Genomic DNA, 18,213 nt, shown 5'->3' on the forward strand with positions numbered 1-18,213 from the left:
CCGGCCCCGGCGATGTGGGATTCCCGGTCGAGTCAGACGCTGGCGAAGCAGTCCCCGCAGGCAGCCGCCGCCGTCCAGGGCGCCGACGATGACCGGTCGACGGCGGCTACGCCTGCGGATACCGCGCAGACCGGGGTGGTGCAGACCGAGCTGACCGCGGCGGGGGATCTGGTGCTGAAGCCGGATCAGCAGATGCTGACCGGATCCCCGACGTTCCCGGTCTTCATCGACCCGTACTGGAGCAAAGGCAAGACCCGGTGGGCGTACGCGACGAACAACAACACCAACAACAGCGACGTGTCCCGGGCCCGCGTCGGCATGGACCCCGACGGCCGGATTTACCGGGCGTTCTTCGAGTTCCCGACCACGGAGCTGAAGGGTAAATACGTCCACGACGCGCATGTGGAGATGAAGCTGGATCATTCCTGGTCCTGCGTCGACACGTGGACCCACATGTACAGCGCCAGCCCGATCACCGCCACACCGCGACAGACGTGGAAGAAGTCGTCGCCCTTCCTGACGCATCTGTCGGCGGCGGAGTCACACGCCAACGAAGGCGGCGGCTGCGCGGACTCGCCGCAGCCGGACATGATCGTCAACTTCCGCGGCCAGCCGGTGATCGACGTGCTCAGAACGGCAGCCAACAAGGGTTCGAGCAGTGTGACGATGACGTTCTCGGCGGGCAATGACACCCAGGAGTACGAGTCCGACGGCACCCGGTGGAAGAAGTTCTTCCCGAGCGACGCCAAGCTGATCGCCGAGATCGACAACAAACCCGGCAAGCCCGGCCCGCTGGAAGTCAACCAAGTGGCCTGCCAGTCGACCAGCATCGCGGTCGGGGTCGTAAACCCTTACCTGTCGGCCTACCTGCCCGACGGCGACAACGGCCAAGCGCTGACCGTCACCTGGGAGCTCTACAAGGTCGCTGCTGACTGGACGAAGATGACCCCGCCACCGGTCAGCAGCTCCCCGGCAAATGCGTGGGAGTTCAGCTCCCGGATCGCCGGTGCGGTCAACGACCAGATGTACGCGTTCCGGGTCAAGACCCAGGATCCGGCTCCCTACCAGATCACGAGCGCCTGGTCGGACTGGTGCTACTTCCGGATCGACCTGATGGACCCACAGGTCAGCGCCACCGTGATCACACAGCCAGCAGGTCCGGGCCTGCCCGGAACGGTGAAGATCACCTCGACCAGCAACGACGTGACGACCTTCCGGTACGGGTGGAGCGCCGCAACCACCGAGGTCGCCGCGACCACGGTGTCGGGACAGACCGGTAAGTCCGCGACGGTCACCGTCACCGCACCCAAATACGGCGACAACATCCTGTTCCTGCAGGCCATCGACACCACCCGCAACGTCGGCGACGGCTCCGTCAGACTGACCGCGGGCGGCGAACCACACCCCGCGGTCGCCCACTGGGGACTCGAGGCCTACCCCGGAGTCTCCAAGGACGTCGCGCTGCAGGACCAGGCGAAAGCACTCGGCACGGACCTGGGACTGACCGCGGCGCCCGGGATGACGTGGGCGGATAAGCAACGCCTGGTCGGCGCTGAGAACGTCGCTCTGAGCGGCACCAACAGTGGGCTGGCCACCAGCCGCGGTGTACTCGACACCACCAAAAGCTATTCGGTCGCTGCTTGGGTGCGGCTGGACTCGTTGACCAACATCCAGGCCGTCGTGTCCCAGGACGGCGAGCACGTCACGAACTTCCAGATCCAGTACCGCAACGACGACCGCAACGGCGACGGTACGCCCGACAAGTCCTTCTGCTTCGGTATGCGCGGTGCGGATCAGGACAGCAACGCCACCGGAGCAACGGTCTGCGCGGTCAACACCGCGGTCGCCGGTAGGTGGACGCACGTCGCCGGCGGATACGACGCCGGCGATAAGAAAGTCAGGATCTGGGTCAACGGCGTGAAAACCGAGGCCGCATCCACGGCAGCCTGGCCGTCGACCAAACCGCTGCGGATCGGCAGCCGCAAGATCACCACCAGTACGTGGACCGACTACCTGACCGGTAGCGTCGCCGACGTCCAGGCCTTCGACCGTGTCCTGGTCGACAAGGACTTCGTCGGGGAGAAGTATCCAGCCGGGGCGAACATCGCCCCCGACCCGGGAATCCTGCAGCCGGTTCGGGTCGGCGACTGGGACTTCGAGGCGGGCATCCCCTGCTACTACGCGGGCATCGAAGGCGTCTGCCAGGCACCGGACACCTCCCTATGGGGCCGGCAGCTCAGCCTCACCGAAGGCACCGACATCGGCGACAGCCCTGAAGGCAAAATCGCCGAATTCGACGACGTCTCGCTGACCGGCGACCCGGCCACGACCCACGAATACGGCCTCACCCAACAGAACAACTCAACGAGTGAGCCGGGGCAGTGGCAGGAAACGCCGGTGTTGCGCACCGACCAGTCGTACACAGTGTCGGTCAACGTCATGATCGACAAGCTTGAGAACACGATGACCGCCCTGGCACCCAAGGGCGACAAGATGTCGGCGTTCTACCTCGGCACCCGGCGCTGGACGGTCGACGGCGTCGACGCCTACCGCTTCATGGCAGCGGTACCGAACACCGACCAGGACTCCGGCCAGACCTACACCAACATCGTCTCCAAGGACGCCCTCGACATCGGCGACGCCGGGGCATGGACTCGGCTGACCCTGGTCTACGACGCCGGTGCCGCCACGATGACCCTCTACCTCAACGGTGAGGCCGCTGACACGCAGAAGGTCGGCGCCATGTGGAATGCGGCCGGGCCACTCACCGTCGGTGGTGGCTGGTGGACCGCACCGGGCGGACCCGGCTCGTTCAACGACCAGTGGTACGGCGGCATCGACGACATCGAGGTCTTCCAAGGCGCGATGACCGCCGTCCAGGTCGACAAGCTCTCCGACTCGTAACCGCCACTTCGCTCTCGTCTTGCCCGCGACCCCGCGCTCACGCTTGTCAGGAGAGACCTCCATGAGCCGTGCCCACCGTCGTCCCTTTGCTATTGGCCGCCTGACCCGCGCTACCCGGCTCCGCCTGCTGCTCGCCTCGGTTCTCTCCGGGGTGCTGGTGACCTCGTCGATGACGGTGACGCCGGCCGAGGCCGCCCCCGCCGACGTCCACCTGCAGCCGCAGGTGGAAAAGGTGCAGAGCGGCGGCCACGAGGTCACGCCGGTCGGCTGGAAGTCAGAGCCCGTCGCCGAGGCGAAAACCCCGGCACCGGTCTGGCCCACCGCCGGGAGCTTGATCACGGCACACGCCGCAGGTGGCACTGCTGCCAAGCGTGCCGCCGCCGCGGATGCCCCTGTGGCGACGGTACGAGCGCAGGTCGTGGATCGGGCCACCGTGCCCGAGCGGTGGCGTGCCGGCGTGGTCGCCAAGGTCACGGCCGGGGAAGCGACACATGCGTCGGTCTCCTTGAATTACGCTGCCTTTCAATACGCCTACGGCGGCAACTGGGCATCACGGTTGCGGCTGTGGCAGCTGCCCGCCTGCGCACTGACCACGCCCGACGTAGCGGGATGTACGGCGAAGCCGCTGGTGTCGAGCAACGACGGGCAAGCCCGCACCGTCTCTGCCGACGTCGCTGTGGCCGACACTTCTGCAGCCGGCGGGACTGCGACGACCATGGTGGCCTTGGCCGCAGGGGCGTCCGGGGCCTCGGGTGACTTCTCCGCCTCCTCGTTGTCACCGGCGTCGAGTTGGTCGGTCGGCGGCGCGACCGGAGCCTTCTCCTGGTCGTACTCGCTGCGCACCCCGCCATCGGTGTCCGGGTCGGCTCCGGGCGTAACCATCTCCTATTCGTCGGCGGCCGCCGACGGCCGCTCCTCGGCGACGAACAACCAGCCGTCCTGGATCGGCGCCGGCTTCGACTACGCACCCGGCGCCATCGAGCGCCGCTACGTGCCGTGCGCCGAAGATGAGAAGGGCTCCCCGAACAACCCCGAATACACCGCGGACCTGTGCTGGCGCACCGACAACGCCACACTGTCACTCAACGGCATGAGCACCGAGCTGGTGTACCAGAAGGACAAGGGCTGGCACGCCCGAACCGAGGACGGTTCGAAGGTCGACCACCTCGAGAACGGCACCAACGACGACGATAACGGCGAGTACTGGCGAGTCACCACCACCGACGGCACCCAGTACTACTTCGGGCGCAACAAACTGCCCGGCTACAGCGCGAACACCAACTCGACCTGGACCGTTCCGGTCTACGGCAACCACACTGACGAGCCGGGACACGCCCCGAAGTTTTCCGACTCGCGGCTGAACCAGGCATGGCGGTGGAACCTCGACTACGCCATCGACGTCCACGGCAACACCACCACCTACTGGTACGACAAGGAAGCCAACCAGTACGCCGCCGAGCTGACCGAGAGCAAGAACGTCTCCTACACCCGCGGCGGTCACCTGGACCGCATCGAGTACGGCACCTGGGACCGCGGCGACAACGACCGCTCCGTCACCCCACTGGCGAAGATTAAATTCGATACCGCCGACCGGTGCGAGACGGACTGTTCCAACAAGGCGAACTGGCCGGACCTGCCCAAGGACCAGGAATGCGTCGCCACCGCCACCACCTGCGCGAACTTCACCCCGACGTTCTGGGACACCCAGCGCCTGGACAAGGTCACCACCTCGATCTGGGACACCAAGAAGTCACCCGCCGGCTGGCAGAACGTCGACTCGTACACGCTGTCGCAGAGCTACCCCGACCCCGGCGACGGGCAGAAGGGCGGCCTGTGGCTGGACTCGATCGTGCACGCCGGACTGGTCGGTACCACCACGCCCCAGCCCGCGGTCACGTTACAGCCGTTGGCTATGCCCAACCGGGTGCTGACCGCACACAACACCATGTTCAACTGGCCACGGCTGTCGAACATCTACACCGAGACCGGCGCCCGCGTCCAGGTGATCTACTCCGCTGAGGATTGCAAGGAAGGCGACCTGCCGTCCTCACCGCAGAACAACGACCGGCTCTGCTACCCGGTGATCGGCCCCGACCCCGCGGACCCGGACAAGGACATCACCGAGTGGTGGCACAAGTACGTCGTCCGGCAGGTCAACGAGAACGACATCGAACTCAAGGACGAACTGGCCGGCAAACAGGCGCCCGGTAAAACCACCAACTACACCTACGAAGGTAAACCGGCCTGGCACTACGCCGACGACGACGGCCTGTCCAAGCCCAACCGCAAGACGTGGGACCAGTTCCGCGGCTACAAGACCGTCACCACCCAGGTCGGCGACGCGAACAAGACCCTCGTCAAGACCACCTACCTGCGCGGTATGAACGGCGACCGGGCAGCACCCTCCGGCGGCACCCGCACCGTGACCGTCGACGCATCCATGGGCACCGAAACCGTCTACGACGACGACCAGTACGCCGGCATGGCCCGCGAAACGGTCGTCTACAACGGCACCGAGACCAAACCGGTCAGCAAAACCGTCTACGTGCCCTGGCGCTCGGCACCCACCGCGTCACGCACCATCAACGGCGACACCGTCGAAGCCCGCTACACCGGCACCCGCGTGACTTACGACGGCACCGCGCTCGGCGTCGATGGTGAACGCGGCTGGCGGATCACCAGTGCACAGACCACGTTCGACCCCGACTACGGCATCGCCACCGCCATCCAGGAGAACGGCGACATCGCCAAGACCGGCGACGAACAGTGCACCACCAGCACCTACAACCGCAACACTGATCGCAACATCGTCACCCTGCCCGAACAGGTGACGGTCACCGCACTGCCCTGCGCCACCGCACCGACGAGCCCCAGTCAGGTCGTCTCCGACACCCGGTTCTTCTACGACAACGCCACCAGCACCGCGACCGACCCGACCCGCGGCCTGCTCACCCGCACCGACGTCCTGAAGGACTGGACCACCGCCGCCGGCACCACCTGGCTGACCACCGCCAAGGCCACCTTCGACGACTTCGGCCGGCGAATCACCGCCGCAGACCCGATCCGTGGCACCGCCACCAACTCAAGCTACGTGCCCGAAAAATCCCTGGTCACCAGCCGCGTCGACCTACTCAAACGCAAAGACACGACACTCGCCGACCGGCAGACGACCACCGAGTTCGCTGCGGCCTGGGGCACACCCACCAAGATCACCGACCCGAGCGGGCGTATCAACGAGGCGACCTATGATGCGCTCGGCCGAACCGCATCAGTCTGGGACCAGGGCTGGGTACGGACCGGGCATGAAACTCGGCCGGCGGTCAAGTACACGTACGCCTTCGACACTGAACGTAAGGCCTACCCGTACATCAAGACCGAAAGTATGAACACCGTCGGCGGTACCGACGTGTCCTACACGATCTACGACGGGTTCCTGCGTCCGCGACAAACCCAGCAGAAAGCCATCGGAACCGCCGGCCGGGTCCTCACCGACACGCTCTACGACGAACACGGCCGCGTCGAGCTGTCCTTCGGTGCCCACAGCGAAATCCATGAACCCTCCGGCACCCTGTGGTTCGAGCCCGAATGGTACGTGCCGGCGCAAAACCTCACCATCTACGACGGCGCCGACCGCGCTATCGCAGAAGTCTTCCGCTCAGGCAAGAGCGACAACGGCGACATCAACATGGTTGAAAAGTGGCGCACCACCACGATCTACGAGGGCGACCGCACCACCGTCATCCCGCCCAAGGGCGCCACCCCCTCGACCACTCTCGTCGACGCGCTCGGGCACACCACCGAACTCCGCGAGTATTCCACCCCGGCGGGTAAAGACGGCGCCTACACCGCTACCGCCTACAAGTACAACATCAAGGACCAGCTCACCTCGGTTGTCGATGCCGGCAACAACCAGTGGAGCTACACCTACGACATCCGCGGCCGGCAGACCCAGAGCAAGGACCCCGACAAGGGCGTCACCAACTCCACCTACGACGATGCCAGTGACCTGATCACCACGACCGATGCCAACGGCGCCGTCCTCGTGAACACCTACGACGACCTCGGCCGCCAGACCGCCCTTTATGACAACCAGGTCAGCACCGCCACCAAACGCGCCGAATGGAAATACGACAAACTCTGGTTCGGCGGACCGGCCACCGATCAACTGACCGAGGCGATCCGCTACCAGAACGGCAACGCCTACAAGTGGCAACTGGGCGGCATCAATACCCGTGATCAACCCACCTCCGAACAGTGGATCATCCCCACCTCGGAAACAGGCCTCGCCGGCACCTACACCTACTCGTACGAGTACTCCGAATACACCGGCGAGCAAAAGTCGATCGCCTACCCGGCCGCCGGCGGACTGACCCCCGAGAAGGTCACCACCGGGTTCGATGAAACCTACGCGGTGCCCGAAACCCTCACCTCGAACAACACGAGCATCGACTCCTACGTGACGGGTCAGCAGTACACCGGGTACGGCGAACCACTCATGACCACCTTCAAGACCAAGCCCGACCGGTACGTCGAACAGACCACGACATACGAGCTGGATACCCGCCGAGTCCACGAGGTGATGGTCAAGCCCCAATCGGGGGGAGGGTCGATCTCTCAGAAGACCTACCTCGACGCCGGCAGCCCCGACTCGATCACCGACACGCCCGCCGTGGGCACGGCGGACACCCAGTGCTTCACGTACGACTCCCTGCAACGGCTGTCCTCTGCCTGGACCCCAACCGCCGGCATCAGCTGCGATACCGCGCCTACGGTTGCCAACCTCGGCGGACCGGCACCGTACTGGACCGACTGGACGATCGACACCCTCGGAAACCGCACCAAAGAGGTCTCGCACAGCGCCGCAGGGATCACCACCCGCGACTACACCGTGCCCCCGTCCGGCGTCGACACCGTCCGCCCGCACGCAGTCACCGCGATGCAGACCACTCTGCCCGGGCAAACCGCCACCACGAACAGCACCTACAGCTACGACGCCGTCGGCAATATGAAGAGCCGACCCGGCCCGAGCTCCGAACAGACCCTCACCTGGGACCCCGAAGGCCACAACGCCCAGATCGCCGAAGGTGGCCAGCTCACCACCAACATCTACGACACCGACGGCAACCGCCTCATCCGCCGCGACAGCAGCAGCGCCACCCTCTACCTGCCCGGCATGGAAGTCCGCCGCGACGTCTCCGGTAGCACCGCGACCATCACAGCCACCCGCTACTACAGCTTCAACGGCCAGACCATCGCTTCCCGGACCACCAGCAGCGACCTCACCTGGCTGTTCTCCGACTACCAGGGCACCCAGCAGATCGCCGTCACCGCGGCCGCCCAAACGGTCGCCATCCGCCGGCAGACGCCATACGGCGACCCGCGTGGCGCCCAACCTGCCTGGCCCAACCGCAAAGGCTTCGTCGGCGGTGACAAGGACCCCACTGGTCTAACCCACGTCGGAGCCCGCGAATACGACCCCGCCCTCGGTCGCTTCCTCTCCGTCGATCCAGTCCAAGACCTGACCGACCCCCAGCAATGGAACGCCTACTCCTACTCCGGAAACGACCCCATCGGTCACAGCGACCCCACCGGGATGCGCGACGACACCCTCTACTACGGCAAAAAAGGCGCAGAAAACAAAGAGAAATCCGCCAGCGGAGGGTCAGGCGGAGGTAACTCCGGTAGCGGTAACTCCGGCAGCAGCGGTAACTCCGGCGGCAACGGCAACTCAGGTGGGAGCGGCAACTCCGGCGGAAGCGGAAGCTCAACCGGAAGCGGTGGCTCTTCGGTCGGCTCCACCGTCAAGGCCGCGGCTAAGGGCGCTGTCGACGCGGGCTACGACGCTACAGTCGGCATGGTCAAGGGCCTCTGGTCATCGGTGCAGGCGGCAGGCGCTCGGGGAGCAACCGACGGAGCCGCCATCCGCAACGGTGATAAAACCCTCTTGGAAGCGCTCTGGGGCGAGGCTAAGTACGAATTTTGGACCGTTCCTGGTCTGGCCGGAAGCTCCTGGAACATGGTCAAAGGCCTTTACGACGAAGGTAAAGCTGCTATTACAGCAGACAGCAGCGAGGATGCCGCATACCACGGTTCTTACCTCGTTACGACCATCGCCATCATGTTTGCAGGCGGAAAAGCTCCGAAGATCAAGCCAAAAATCCCCAAAACGGCATTGGCTGAAGGTGTCGAGGGGAGCAGCGGCGGCAGGGCGGGAGCGACAAAGGACGGTACGTCTTGTCCTTTCAACAGCTTCGCTGCAACAACTCTGGTCCTTATGGCCGACGGCTCGACTAAGAAGATTGAGGATGTCGAAGTCGGCGACGAGGTTGTCGCTAAGGATCCGGAAACGGGAAAAACCGAGATCAAGCCGGTTACTGCCGTCAGCGTGAACGATGACCACGACTTTGCCGATATCTCAGTTCGAGTTGCCGGACAAGATGAAGCCATCGTGGAGACTACTCAAGCACATGCCATTTGGAATGAGACCGCAGGCGCCTGGAGCATGGCCCGTGACCTGACACGGGGAATGAATCTGCTATCCCTGGATGACAGGCAAGCGGAGGTGAGGGATGTCAATCTGCGTGAGGGTCAGCGATTTATGTATAACCTCACCGTCGCCGACATTCATACCTTCTTCGTGCTCGCGGGCGACACTCCGGTGCTTGTGCATAATTGCGGTGGAGCCAACCCTGCACATTCGTCGTCCTGTACATGTGCGTCAGGTGGCCAGCCGAGGCTGACAAACGGCCAAATGGGCGCTAGCGGCAAGCCGCGTCCAGCTTCCAGCGGTACTCACGGCAACTCTCGTAACAGCCCCATAAAGAACTCCTTGTATGTCCTCGAGGATGCAAACGGCGGGTTGGTGAAGACCGGAATCTCTGGCAATCCGACAGGGAGATACTCTTCCAGGGAGATGGCGGCCCTGAAAGCGTCTAAGATGCGAGTTCTGACTAGTGGATCCCGTTCGCAAATGCTCGACCTTGAGCGTTGGATTGTAGAACGATGGCCCGGGCCGGAGAATCATGAAAAGTTTGCAGGGAAGTATCAAATGAAGGTGGTCTCGTGACTAAGCCCAATCAAAGTGGTCAGGACGGCGATAGTGCGCCGCCGTTGACGATCCGATCTATCATTGGCGGGGGCTTCGAGGATAAAAGTTGGACGAAGGCGATAGATGCCCTGGTTTCCGCGTTGCAGGACATGCAAGGCATTGATTCCGGTCCATTTAATGTAACTGTTACTTATATTGTGCCAGGCGAGGTTTATGCTCCGAAATTCTCCGGCTTACGCGTGAGCACATTTTTGCCTGAATTCAACTCGCTTGTAATCCAGGTTGCGCTCAACAATAGTCCTGAGAAAAATGGGATGGTAGAGCTTTTAGATTTTCTAGATAAAGCCGTTATTAAGGCGGAATCATGGGGGCGAAAAAAGAAATTGGTATCATCTCCCATGGATGAGGTTAGGGCAGCGGTCGCAGCGCTAAAAATGCAACTTGAAAATTGATCATATATCTCGATTATCGAATTATTAGCTGCCCATGATGGGGTGCCGGTGCGCCGCTGGTACCTAGCTGGCTGGACTAGAAGAGGCTGAAACCCGGTTAATGGTCAATTCGGAGGGGTTTGAGCGACGCGAGCACGCTTCTGAATTTCGGAAGAGGTCAGCGGATTTTGATCTCTTCCGTGGAATCCGTAGCAAGGTTGCGGTCTCGATCGCTGCAGGTCAGGCGCGCTGCCCAGAGTCTGCGGTTTCCGATTCGCAGCCGATTGGAGATCAATTAGGTTGCTGCTCCCAATCTGCTCCCACCTGTAAGTGGTCAACTCTCGTCTGCTCCTTGCGCCGGACTCTACGCAAGTCTCTGACCTGGGGCGATGCAGTGCTGTTCAGTGCAGTTAGGGACCGTTGTGCGCAGTTGTGTCAGCGAACGGTCCGCAAGCCGCTGACCTGCGACTCTGCGCTGACCTGCGTCAGTGTCGGTGTGATTGTGCGCCGTTCAGGGCCGTTCAGGGCCGTTCAGGTCGGTTCAGCGCAGCTGGGAGCAGCCCGCTGCTCCCAGCTTGCTCCCCGGTGGGTGTGGTCATTTGCGGGTGCCGGAGTTCGAATCTTGATTGGTCGGTACGTCTATCACCCTGCCGACCACTGAAGTGATCTCAGCAAGGAAAGGCGCCTGATTCACCACGACACGGGCGAAAGGGTGCGTAGCGGGCAGTGCTGGATGTAGGCGTGGAGCCACCGATAGACCAGTTCTTGCGAAGGAAACAGGTCGTCGAGAGGCTCCACGTGATCGCGTATTCTGCCGTGCTCGACGTCCCGAGGGAACTCGTGCGTCACCTCGCACGGCTGCTGGCTGCGGAACGCCGTGCCCTCGGGACACGCCGGGGAACGAGGGCGTTGACCTGCTTCTACCAAGCATTGCTGATCCTGGTCTGGTTCCGTAAGCAGGAGGATGCGACGTTGCTGGGCGCCGGGTTCGGTATCTCTCGGGCGACCGCTTACCGTTACCTTGCCGAAGGCATCGCGGTTCTGGCCGCCCGCCGCCCGACTTGCACGAGGCGTTGCGGCGGGCCGCCGCCGACGGCTGGGCGTTCGTCATCCTGGACGGCAAACTCTTCGACTGCGACCGGGTCACCGAAACCGTGTCCAGCGTCAAAGGCGACAGCATCGATGCTTGGTACTCGGGAAAGCACCACGAATTCGGCGCGAACATCCAAGCAATCATGCTCCCGAACGGCCTACCGATCTGGACCGCCGAGGCCATGCCCGGGCATCTGCATGACCTGACCTGCGCCCGGAACCTTTCATATCACCGCCGCATTGAACTGGGCTGCCGCCGAACTCGACCTGCCCACCCTGGCCGACTCCGGCTACGAAGGCGCAGGCCACGGCATCAAAACCCCGGTCAAGCAACCCGCCGACGGCAAACCCCTCGCCCTCGCCAACCGCAGCGTCAACCGGCTGCTCCGCGGCCTGCGCTGGCAAGGCGAACGCGGCTTCGCCATCCTGGTCGGACGTTGGAAAACGTTGCGCCACACCACCATCAGCCCCCGCAGAATCGGCGACGTCATCGCGGCAGCGCTGCACCTCACCCATTTCGAATACCGCTACCTCAACGAATCTTGCTGAGATCACGTCAGTGTTCGGGTTCTTAACGCGTACATAGTATCGGCTATGAGGGGTTTCGACGGTACCATGCGCGTCGCCCACGAGGTCGGTCCAATGCTCTATGATTCCGTCCGAGTCGTAAACGGAATAGTTGGTAATTGCGCCGTCAGGGTTGGTTCGGTAATAGATTCCGCTGGATGTTCCGCCTGCATCTTTCGCGCCACCGACAGGGAAGTCGCCGCCTTCGAGCCAGGGTTTTGCGTTTCCCCACGGTCCTCTGCCTTCCCCGTCGTTGTGTACGAGGACTGGCGTGTTGCGGCGACCACACGGCGTTAGGGCTGTGGTTGGGCGCCGCCTTCGCGGGATCGTCGGCGGCGGTCGCTCCCAGGGTTAGGAAACATCCCGGCACCTCCTCCAGGACGCGGGAGAAGTGCTCGGCGACGGCGAGCGGCGCGGTCATCGGGTCGAATCGCTCCTTGCCCAGCGCCTCGCGCACGACGTCCGCGGCGAACGTGTACTCACCGGGATCTTGGTGGCCCCGGTCGGCATACTCGGCTGACGAAGCACTCCCCGGCGCGGTTAGGGCGAGCATCCGGCGATCGTGGCCACTCCTGCGGGTCAGCCGACCGACCGCGATGCCGCTCTCACCCTCCGCCTGATCATGCGGGAGGTGGCCGATGCCGGGCGAGACGGGCCCTCAGCCGAGATTGAGGAGCATGCGGCCCACGATCGTGTTCTCGCTCACCGGGCCGCTCTGGCGGGAGTCCTGCGACACGAGACGGTGGTCGCCGAGCAGGTAGAGCTGGTTCGCCGGGACGGTCACCGTCGTGCAGCCGGTGTAGGTCTCGTCGGGGTAGTCGCTGGCCAGGTATGGCTCGTCGAGTGGGGTTCCGTCGACGAGCACCCGGCCGCCCGCGCAGGAGATCGTGTCGCCGGGCAGCCCGATCACGCGTTTGACGCGCAGCGAGGTGGGTGTGCTGACCTCGACGATGTCGTTGCGGTGCAGGCCGGTGACGCGGAAGCCGGTCTTGTCGACGAGGTAGCGGTCGCCGATCAGCAGGGTGTTCTCCATGCTGCCGCTGGGCATGGTGTGCACGGTCATGATCCATTGGTTGACGGCCAGGCCGGCGATGACGGCGATGATCAGTACGGAGACAGCGCGGCGGGTGATGCGTACGTGCCGGGGGAGTTGGTGGATTCGCCGGCGGCGTTCGTGCCAGGTGGCGCGCAGGCCTCCCCAGGTCCATCGGATCGCCTCGAGGTTGCCGGTGGTCTCGGCGAATTCGGCGAGCACGGCCTCACCCCAGTCGCCGCCCCGCTCGCGTCGTCCGCGCACGGCGGCGACGAGCGGGGCGTGGGCGATCCGGCGGGTGGGGGAGTCGGCGGCGCGTTGCGGCGTACTGATCAGCGGGCTTGTCATGCGAGACCACCCGCCGGGCGGGTCTGGGTGATCGGGGCGCTGGAGGTTGTGCGGGCGGCGAGGCGTTGCCGGGCGAGGGTGGCGCCTTCGGTGGTCAGCCGGTAGATGTGGCGTGGTGGGCGGCCCGGCTCGTCGGAGGGCTCCCAGCCGGTTTCGAGCAGGCGCTGGTCGGTGAGGCGCATGAGGATCGGGTAGAGGGTGCCGGAGGCGAGCGCGGTTTCCCTGCTGAGGTCGTAGCCGTAGCGCCAGCGCTGCGGGTCGTCGAGCAGTGCCTCGAACAGCTGCAACGTCTGCGGCGATGTGTGCGGGATCCTTGGCATGGGCAAACTCTACATAACTCGGCATTCAAAGTCGAGTTATGTAGAGTTTCTTCGGGCAGTCCGCCCCGGCGCGACTGGGCTCGCCGGGGCCGGGCCGTTCGACCTGTACGCGTTCGAGGACGACTTCCGGCATGCCCCGAAGATCCAGCTTGACGTATCCAGATAGATCGATTAGACCGGGATCATGCTGATGCGACGTCTGGCGTTCGTCCTGGTCTCGATGCTGGCTGCCGGAGGCTTCGGTGCCGCGCCCGCCGCGGCGCACGGCGCCGGCCCGACCGGGCCCACCGCCGGACCGTGCGCGTACACGCCCACACCCGACGAGCCCGCGGCCCGTCCCGTGTCGTTACCCCGTGATCCCCGGCGTACGCCCAGCCGTGGGACGGTGGCGGTGCTGTTGCGTACCAATCTGGGGCCGATCCCGCTCGTGCTGGATCGTGCGCAGGCGCCGTGCACCGTGCAGAGCTTCGTGCACCTGGCCCGGCAGCGCTTTTACGACCGGACGATCTGCCACCGGCTGACCACGTACCCGACCCTGCTCGTGCTGCAGTGCGGTGACCCGACGGGAACCGGTGAGGGCGGTCCCGGTTACCGCTACGCCGATGAGCTGCCGACCGGCCTGCCGCCGGCGCCGACCGATCCCACGGGGGAACGCAAGGTTTACGCCCGTGGGGTGCTGGCCATGGCGAACGCCGGGCCGGACACCAACGGCAGCCAATTCTTCCTGGTGTACGGCAACTCGGCGCTGCGGCCGAACTACACCATTTTCGGTAGCGTGGCTCCGCGTGGCCTGACCACTCTGGACCGAGTGGCCGCCGCCGGTGTGACGCCGACCCCGGAGGACCCGGCGCCTCTGGACGGCCCGCCGGCCCTGCGTACCGAGATCAAGAAGGCAACGGTCAAGTACTGATCGGCATATGCACAGGGCCGCCGCGCGGATGCCGGCCGATGACGAGGTCCGGTCAGGCGGCTGTTCATCGAGGAACCCGTCCTGCCCGAGCACTCGCCGGAGATCTCCCCGATCAGCTTCGCTTACGCCCGGGCGGTCTGCGGCCAACGCCGGCGCACTGGCCCGGTCCACATCGATTCCGCTGGCTACCAGCGAACGGCTGTTCTTCCGGCATGAATTCCGCGAGGTGCTCGGCAGCGGCCTGGCCGCGGCGCAGCCCGACGTCAGCCACGCCGGCGGCATCTCCGAAGTGCGCCGGATCGCGGCCATGACGGAGACCTACGACGTGACGATGGCCCCCACTGCCCGCTGGGGCCGATCGCGCTGGCGGCCAGCCTGCAGCTCGCCTTCGCCGTTCCCAACTTCTTGATTCAGAAGCAGGGCGTCAGCCTGCGCCAGGTGCAGCCGGTGGGCGAGGTCCGCGCGGACCCACACCTGGGATGGCCCGAAACCGTCGGTCAGCCGGACCAGCGCCACCCCGGCGTCGTGCACCGGCACGGCGTGGCCCACCGATCTGGGACCGGCTCCAGACGTTGTTTCCACCGCAGATACACGATCTTGCGGACCAGGGGTTGCGGGGTCCGGGCAGGGCTGTGGTGAGGGCGTGACGACCGATCGGACATTGCCTCGGTGCCGGCTTGGGTGTATCGATCGGCCCCGGGCAGCCTGGGCCAGCGACCGGTGGCACCTGTGGGCGAACCTCCTCAGGACGGTCGGGAAGACCGTTTGTGGGAACTGTTTAGAGATCGGCCGGAGCACTCTCATTAACCTGCCCGTGAACGCCGCCTGCCCGGTCATCGTGCGATCGGTCATCGACCTCGGCCGCGATCTTGGTCTGCGGATGGTGGCCGAGGGTTTCGAGACGCACGAGATCCTCAGCCTGCTTCCGTGCCCGATGTGCACTGGGGGTTGACGGCCCATGCTCGACCGGCACCTGACTGAGCTCAGCCTCTTGTGGCGATGGGCTGCTGAGCTCACGCACGCGGTGCCAGAACCGGTGACGTGGCCAGAAGGCTGTGGCGGCCCACAGCGGCAGCTTCCAGACCGCGGTCCAGGACCGGAGCGGCGGCCGTGGCCCGAGGATGAGCCATGCCCAGCCGCCGGCGGCCGTCAGGGCGGAGGGGACACCCTGTCCGCCGGTCCGGAGCATGCGCAGCGTGTCGGTCACGGTGTCCGCGATCGCCCGGCGTCCCGGCTCGGTGTGACGCATCGCGTCGAGCGTCGCTTTCGCGTCGAGACCGCTGACCGTACGGAGGCTTGCGTTGAGATCCTCCGCTGTAGTGTCCTCTTGGGCGAGCACCATGTCCTGCACCGTAGTGGTCCACGTGGCGGCTGTGGCGGGCTCGCGCAGGGGGCTGCCGGAGACCCGGGCGAGCGCCCTGATGAGATGCGCCGCGCCGTCCAGCCTGCCCCACAGGAAGTCGTGGCGGCGCCAGTCGGCCTCACCGAACGCCCCGAAGTGACCGAGCTGGGTGCCGTACAGCTTCCAGGAGCCAAGCGGCCTGCGATCGGGATTGCCCGGGACGACCGGTGACTCGACGTCGGGGCCCATCCGGACCACGTCGAAGCGGGGCGTGCGGCTGAACGCGTGGGGACCGGCAACGGCGTGTGAGACGACCTCGACGACCAACGCGGCACGCAGAACCTCGTCCGCGCGTCCGGCATCATAGGCGAGCGCCGCGCGGCGCATCAGGTCGCCCAGCACCTGCGAGCTGCCGCTGGTCTCGCTCGCCTCGTTGACGGCCTGCACCAGGGCCGCGCTGTCGTTACTCGGTGCCTGGGCGATTCGGCCGGTGAGATGGTCACGGACCGCGATCACCCGGGTCAGCACCTCGCTGAGACCGGCCAGCGCCGCCATGTCCGCGCCCGTGACCCTCAGGTGCCGGATCAGCAACCGTACGGTGCGGTCCGCGACGGCCGTACCCCATCGCCAGTCGCCTTGCAGGGCGAGCTCGAACGCGTCGGCCAGCGCGGCGGGAGGCACCCAGAGCGGCGCGGCGTCCGGATCGACGTCCGCCAGCGACGGAGTGCAGACCGGTCGGATGGCACCGCGGGCATCGCGGGCCAGGCACGCGTCCAGGGCGCCGGATGCGACCCGCTGATGCCGGTAGCGGGTGTAGAGCGCCTCGGCGGCGGCTCCCATCCGCTCCGGATCCGACAGGGCGTCGGTGAAGGCGGACTCCGTCCCGGAGCCGCCCTGCGCGTCGAGGGACCGCTGGGCCAGAGCCTCCACGCCGTTGCGGAACGAGGTCTCCGACGCCATCCGCAGCGCACTGGTGAGAACCGGGAACCAGCCTTGCGCTACGGCTTTCTTCGTGCCGGCTGTGGGCGTGCCGGTATCAACCGTGGAATCGGCGAGGCCATCGTTGGCGGTCACGTAGCCGATGATCCGGCGCCAATCGCCCTCCACAGTGCGCCGGCCGATCTCCTCCAGCAACGGCTCGAACGGCGTGTTGTCGAGCACGCCCCCGTCGATGAGCACCCCGTTGTCGTTCCCGCCGCGGACCCGATGACCGCTCAGATCCGCGCCGGCGTCACGTTCGGCGACGGGGGTGAAAGCCGCCGGGAAACCGGCCGTGGCACGGGCAGCCCGGGTCAACACCGGGATGGAATCCTTGGTGAATTGACTGGGCGCCCCGGCGGTGAACCCCTCCTGCGGCGTGAACCTCACCGAGGCCGGGTCGTAGCGGAAGCTGTACACCCGGCGATGATCGGCGACCCCGAACTCATCGCCGGTGCAGTCCGCCCACGCCATGGTCTGCTCACCGAGCGCCGTGGCGGTGGTGAGCAACGTGACCGGATGCCCCACCTTCCTGCCGCCTTCTTCCAACGCGGTCGTGAGCACATCCTGGATCTGCCCGGCGAAGAAATCACCGTCCAACAGGCTGGGGACCGGTTCGCCGCCCGCGGGCCGCAGGAGCTTGCCCCGTTGCAACTGGGCGGCGTCGACCCACAGATTCCGCAGCTGCGGCAGGGGATTCCCGGCCGCAGCTGCGCAGGCGAGAAACGCGCCGTTGAGCCCGCCCGCGCTCGTCCCCGACACCACATCCACGATCACATCGACATCGAGGCGGTTACACAGTGCCCGCCACCGGCACAGCGCCTCGTCCCCGCCGCAGTCGCCGTCGCAGTCCCCACCATCGGTGGGTGGCCCGGGCCGGTCGGGTGCCCCGGCCCGCCGCAGCAGATCAATCTCATGCGCGACGCCGCTCATCCACACCGCCAGCGACACCCCGCCCTGAAACACCAAACCCAGCCGAACCTGCGTCCTGGCCATCGCTTCCTCCACCCACCTCGAGATCCCCCTGAACAGGTAAACCTTCAGAGGCCGCGGGTTTCTCGGAAAATACCTACGGAATGGTCAAATATCGCAAATCCGACAGTAAGTATCTCAGTGAACGAGATCGTCTTGTTGAAGACGAGGGGGCTTCCCGTTTCTGTCATCAGACGCGCCTCTACGAAGAACGGCCCGTTGTCCTTCGGCAGAGATACCCAGAAATCGAAGATCGTTGTGTCGTCGT

At 65.3% G+C, this 18,213-nt stretch carries 10 protein-coding genes and 4 pseudogenes; 8 read left to right on the plus strand and 6 right to left on the minus strand.

The genetic code is table 11. The annotated features are described in order from the left end of the window. The 6 genes and pseudogenes from Ahu01nite_RS37395 to Ahu01nite_RS51515 form a co-directional block, all read left to right on the plus strand. Positions 1-2,904, plus strand: a 2,904-nt coding sequence (locus Ahu01nite_RS37395; protein ID WP_203841465.1) for a LamG domain-containing protein, incomplete at its 5' end; no start/stop codon positions are given. 61 nt (positions 2,905-2,965) lie between these two features. Continuing rightward, positions 2,966-9,970, plus strand: coding sequence for a polymorphic toxin-type HINT domain-containing protein (locus Ahu01nite_RS37400; RefSeq protein ID WP_203841466.1), 7,005 nt, complete (start codon positions 2,966-2,968; stop codon positions 9,968-9,970). Next, entirely contained in the window at positions 9,967-10,404 is a 438-nt protein-coding gene (locus tag Ahu01nite_RS37405) for a hypothetical protein (protein ID WP_203841467.1), read from the plus strand. Before Ahu01nite_RS37400 ends, Ahu01nite_RS37405 begins: the two co-directional genes overlap by 4 nt. 819 nt (positions 10,405-11,223) lie before the next feature. Beyond that, positions 11,224-11,427: pseudogene (locus Ahu01nite_RS50830) on the plus strand (transposase family protein); the annotation flags it as partial. A gap of 110 nt (positions 11,428-11,537) precedes the next feature. Beyond that, positions 11,538-11,660, plus strand: a pseudogene (locus Ahu01nite_RS51510) (IS5/IS1182 family transposase); the annotation flags it as partial. Positions 11,661-11,715: 55 nt separating this feature from the next. Further along, entirely contained in the window at positions 11,716-12,024 is a 309-nt protein-coding gene (locus tag Ahu01nite_RS51515) for a transposase family protein (RefSeq protein WP_275411808.1), read from the plus strand. A 12-nt stretch (positions 12,025-12,036) separates the two neighbouring features. Here Ahu01nite_RS51515 and Ahu01nite_RS51900 read toward each other — a convergent pair. The 3 genes and pseudogenes from Ahu01nite_RS51900 to Ahu01nite_RS37425 all read right to left on the minus strand — a co-directional run. Then, positions 12,037-12,369: pseudogene (locus Ahu01nite_RS51900) on the minus strand (polymorphic toxin type 24 domain-containing protein); the annotation flags it as partial. Between the two features lie 331 nt (positions 12,370-12,700). After that, positions 12,701-13,423, minus strand: coding sequence for a signal peptidase I (gene lepB, locus Ahu01nite_RS37420; RefSeq protein WP_203841468.1), 723 nt, complete (start codon positions 13,421-13,423; stop codon positions 12,701-12,703). Continuing rightward, entirely contained in the window at positions 13,420-13,743 is a 324-nt protein-coding gene (locus tag Ahu01nite_RS37425; RefSeq protein WP_203841469.1) for a PadR family transcriptional regulator, read from the minus strand. The genes lepB and Ahu01nite_RS37425 overlap by 4 nt, the downstream gene beginning before the upstream one ends. 184 nt (positions 13,744-13,927) lie before the next feature. Between Ahu01nite_RS37425 and Ahu01nite_RS37430 the strand changes: the two genes are divergently transcribed. After that, positions 13,928-14,653 (plus strand): peptidylprolyl isomerase, encoded by a 726-nt coding sequence (locus Ahu01nite_RS37430; RefSeq protein WP_203841470.1) that lies wholly within the window; start codon positions 13,928-13,930, stop codon positions 14,651-14,653. Positions 14,654-14,681: 28 nt separating this feature from the next. Continuing rightward, the gene (locus Ahu01nite_RS50840; protein WP_239159459.1) at positions 14,682-15,062 is read left to right on the plus strand and encodes an enolase C-terminal domain-like protein; all 381 of its coding nucleotides are present in this window, start codon (positions 14,682-14,684) and stop codon (positions 15,060-15,062) included. Here the strand turns inward: Ahu01nite_RS50840 and Ahu01nite_RS50845 are convergent. From Ahu01nite_RS50845 to Ahu01nite_RS37440, 3 genes and pseudogenes are all read right to left on the minus strand, one after another. After that, positions 14,972-15,190 carry a hypothetical protein gene (locus tag Ahu01nite_RS50845; RefSeq protein WP_239159464.1) on the minus strand — a complete coding sequence of 73 codons (219 nt, stop codon included), beginning with the start codon at positions 15,188-15,190 and terminating at the stop codon, positions 14,972-14,974. The genes Ahu01nite_RS50840 and Ahu01nite_RS50845 overlap by 91 nt on opposite strands. Positions 15,191-15,210: 20 nt before the next feature. Further along, positions 15,211-15,348, minus strand: a pseudogene (locus tag Ahu01nite_RS50850) (IS481 family transposase); the annotation flags it as partial. Positions 15,349-15,431: 83 nt separating this feature from the next. Next, a complete protein-coding gene (locus Ahu01nite_RS37440; protein WP_203841471.1) occupies positions 15,432-17,969 on the minus strand; it encodes a DUF3376 domain-containing protein in 2,538 nt (845 codons plus the stop codon). Between the last annotated feature and the right edge of the window lie 244 nt (positions 17,970-18,213).

It is taken from the genome of Winogradskya humida, from assembly GCF_016862215.1.
Taxonomy (GTDB): Bacteria; Actinomycetota; Actinomycetes; order Mycobacteriales; family Micromonosporaceae; genus Actinoplanes; species Actinoplanes humidus.

Bases quoted from the DNA above. Each gene is read 5' to 3' on its own strand.
- Ahu01nite_RS37400 (WP_203841466.1), top strand. From the start codon at position 2,966: ATGAGCCGTGCCCACCGTCGTCCCTTTGCTATTGGCCGCCTGACCCGC.
- lepB (WP_203841468.1), bottom strand. From the start codon at position 13,423: ATGACAAGCCCGCTGATCAGTACGCCGCAACGCGCCGCCGACTCCCCC.
- Ahu01nite_RS37425 (WP_203841469.1), bottom strand. From the start codon at position 13,743: ATGCCAAGGATCCCGCACACATCGCCGCAGACGTTGCAGCTGTTCGAG.
- Ahu01nite_RS37430 (WP_203841470.1), top strand. From the start codon at position 13,928: ATGCTGATGCGACGTCTGGCGTTCGTCCTGGTCTCGATGCTGGCTGCC.
- Ahu01nite_RS50840 (WP_239159459.1), top strand. From the start codon at position 14,682: ATGCCGGCCGATGACGAGGTCCGGTCAGGCGGCTGTTCATCGAGGAAC.
- Ahu01nite_RS37440 (WP_203841471.1), bottom strand. From the start codon at position 17,969: ATGGCCAGGACGCAGGTTCGGCTGGGTTTGGTGTTTCAGGGCGGGGTG.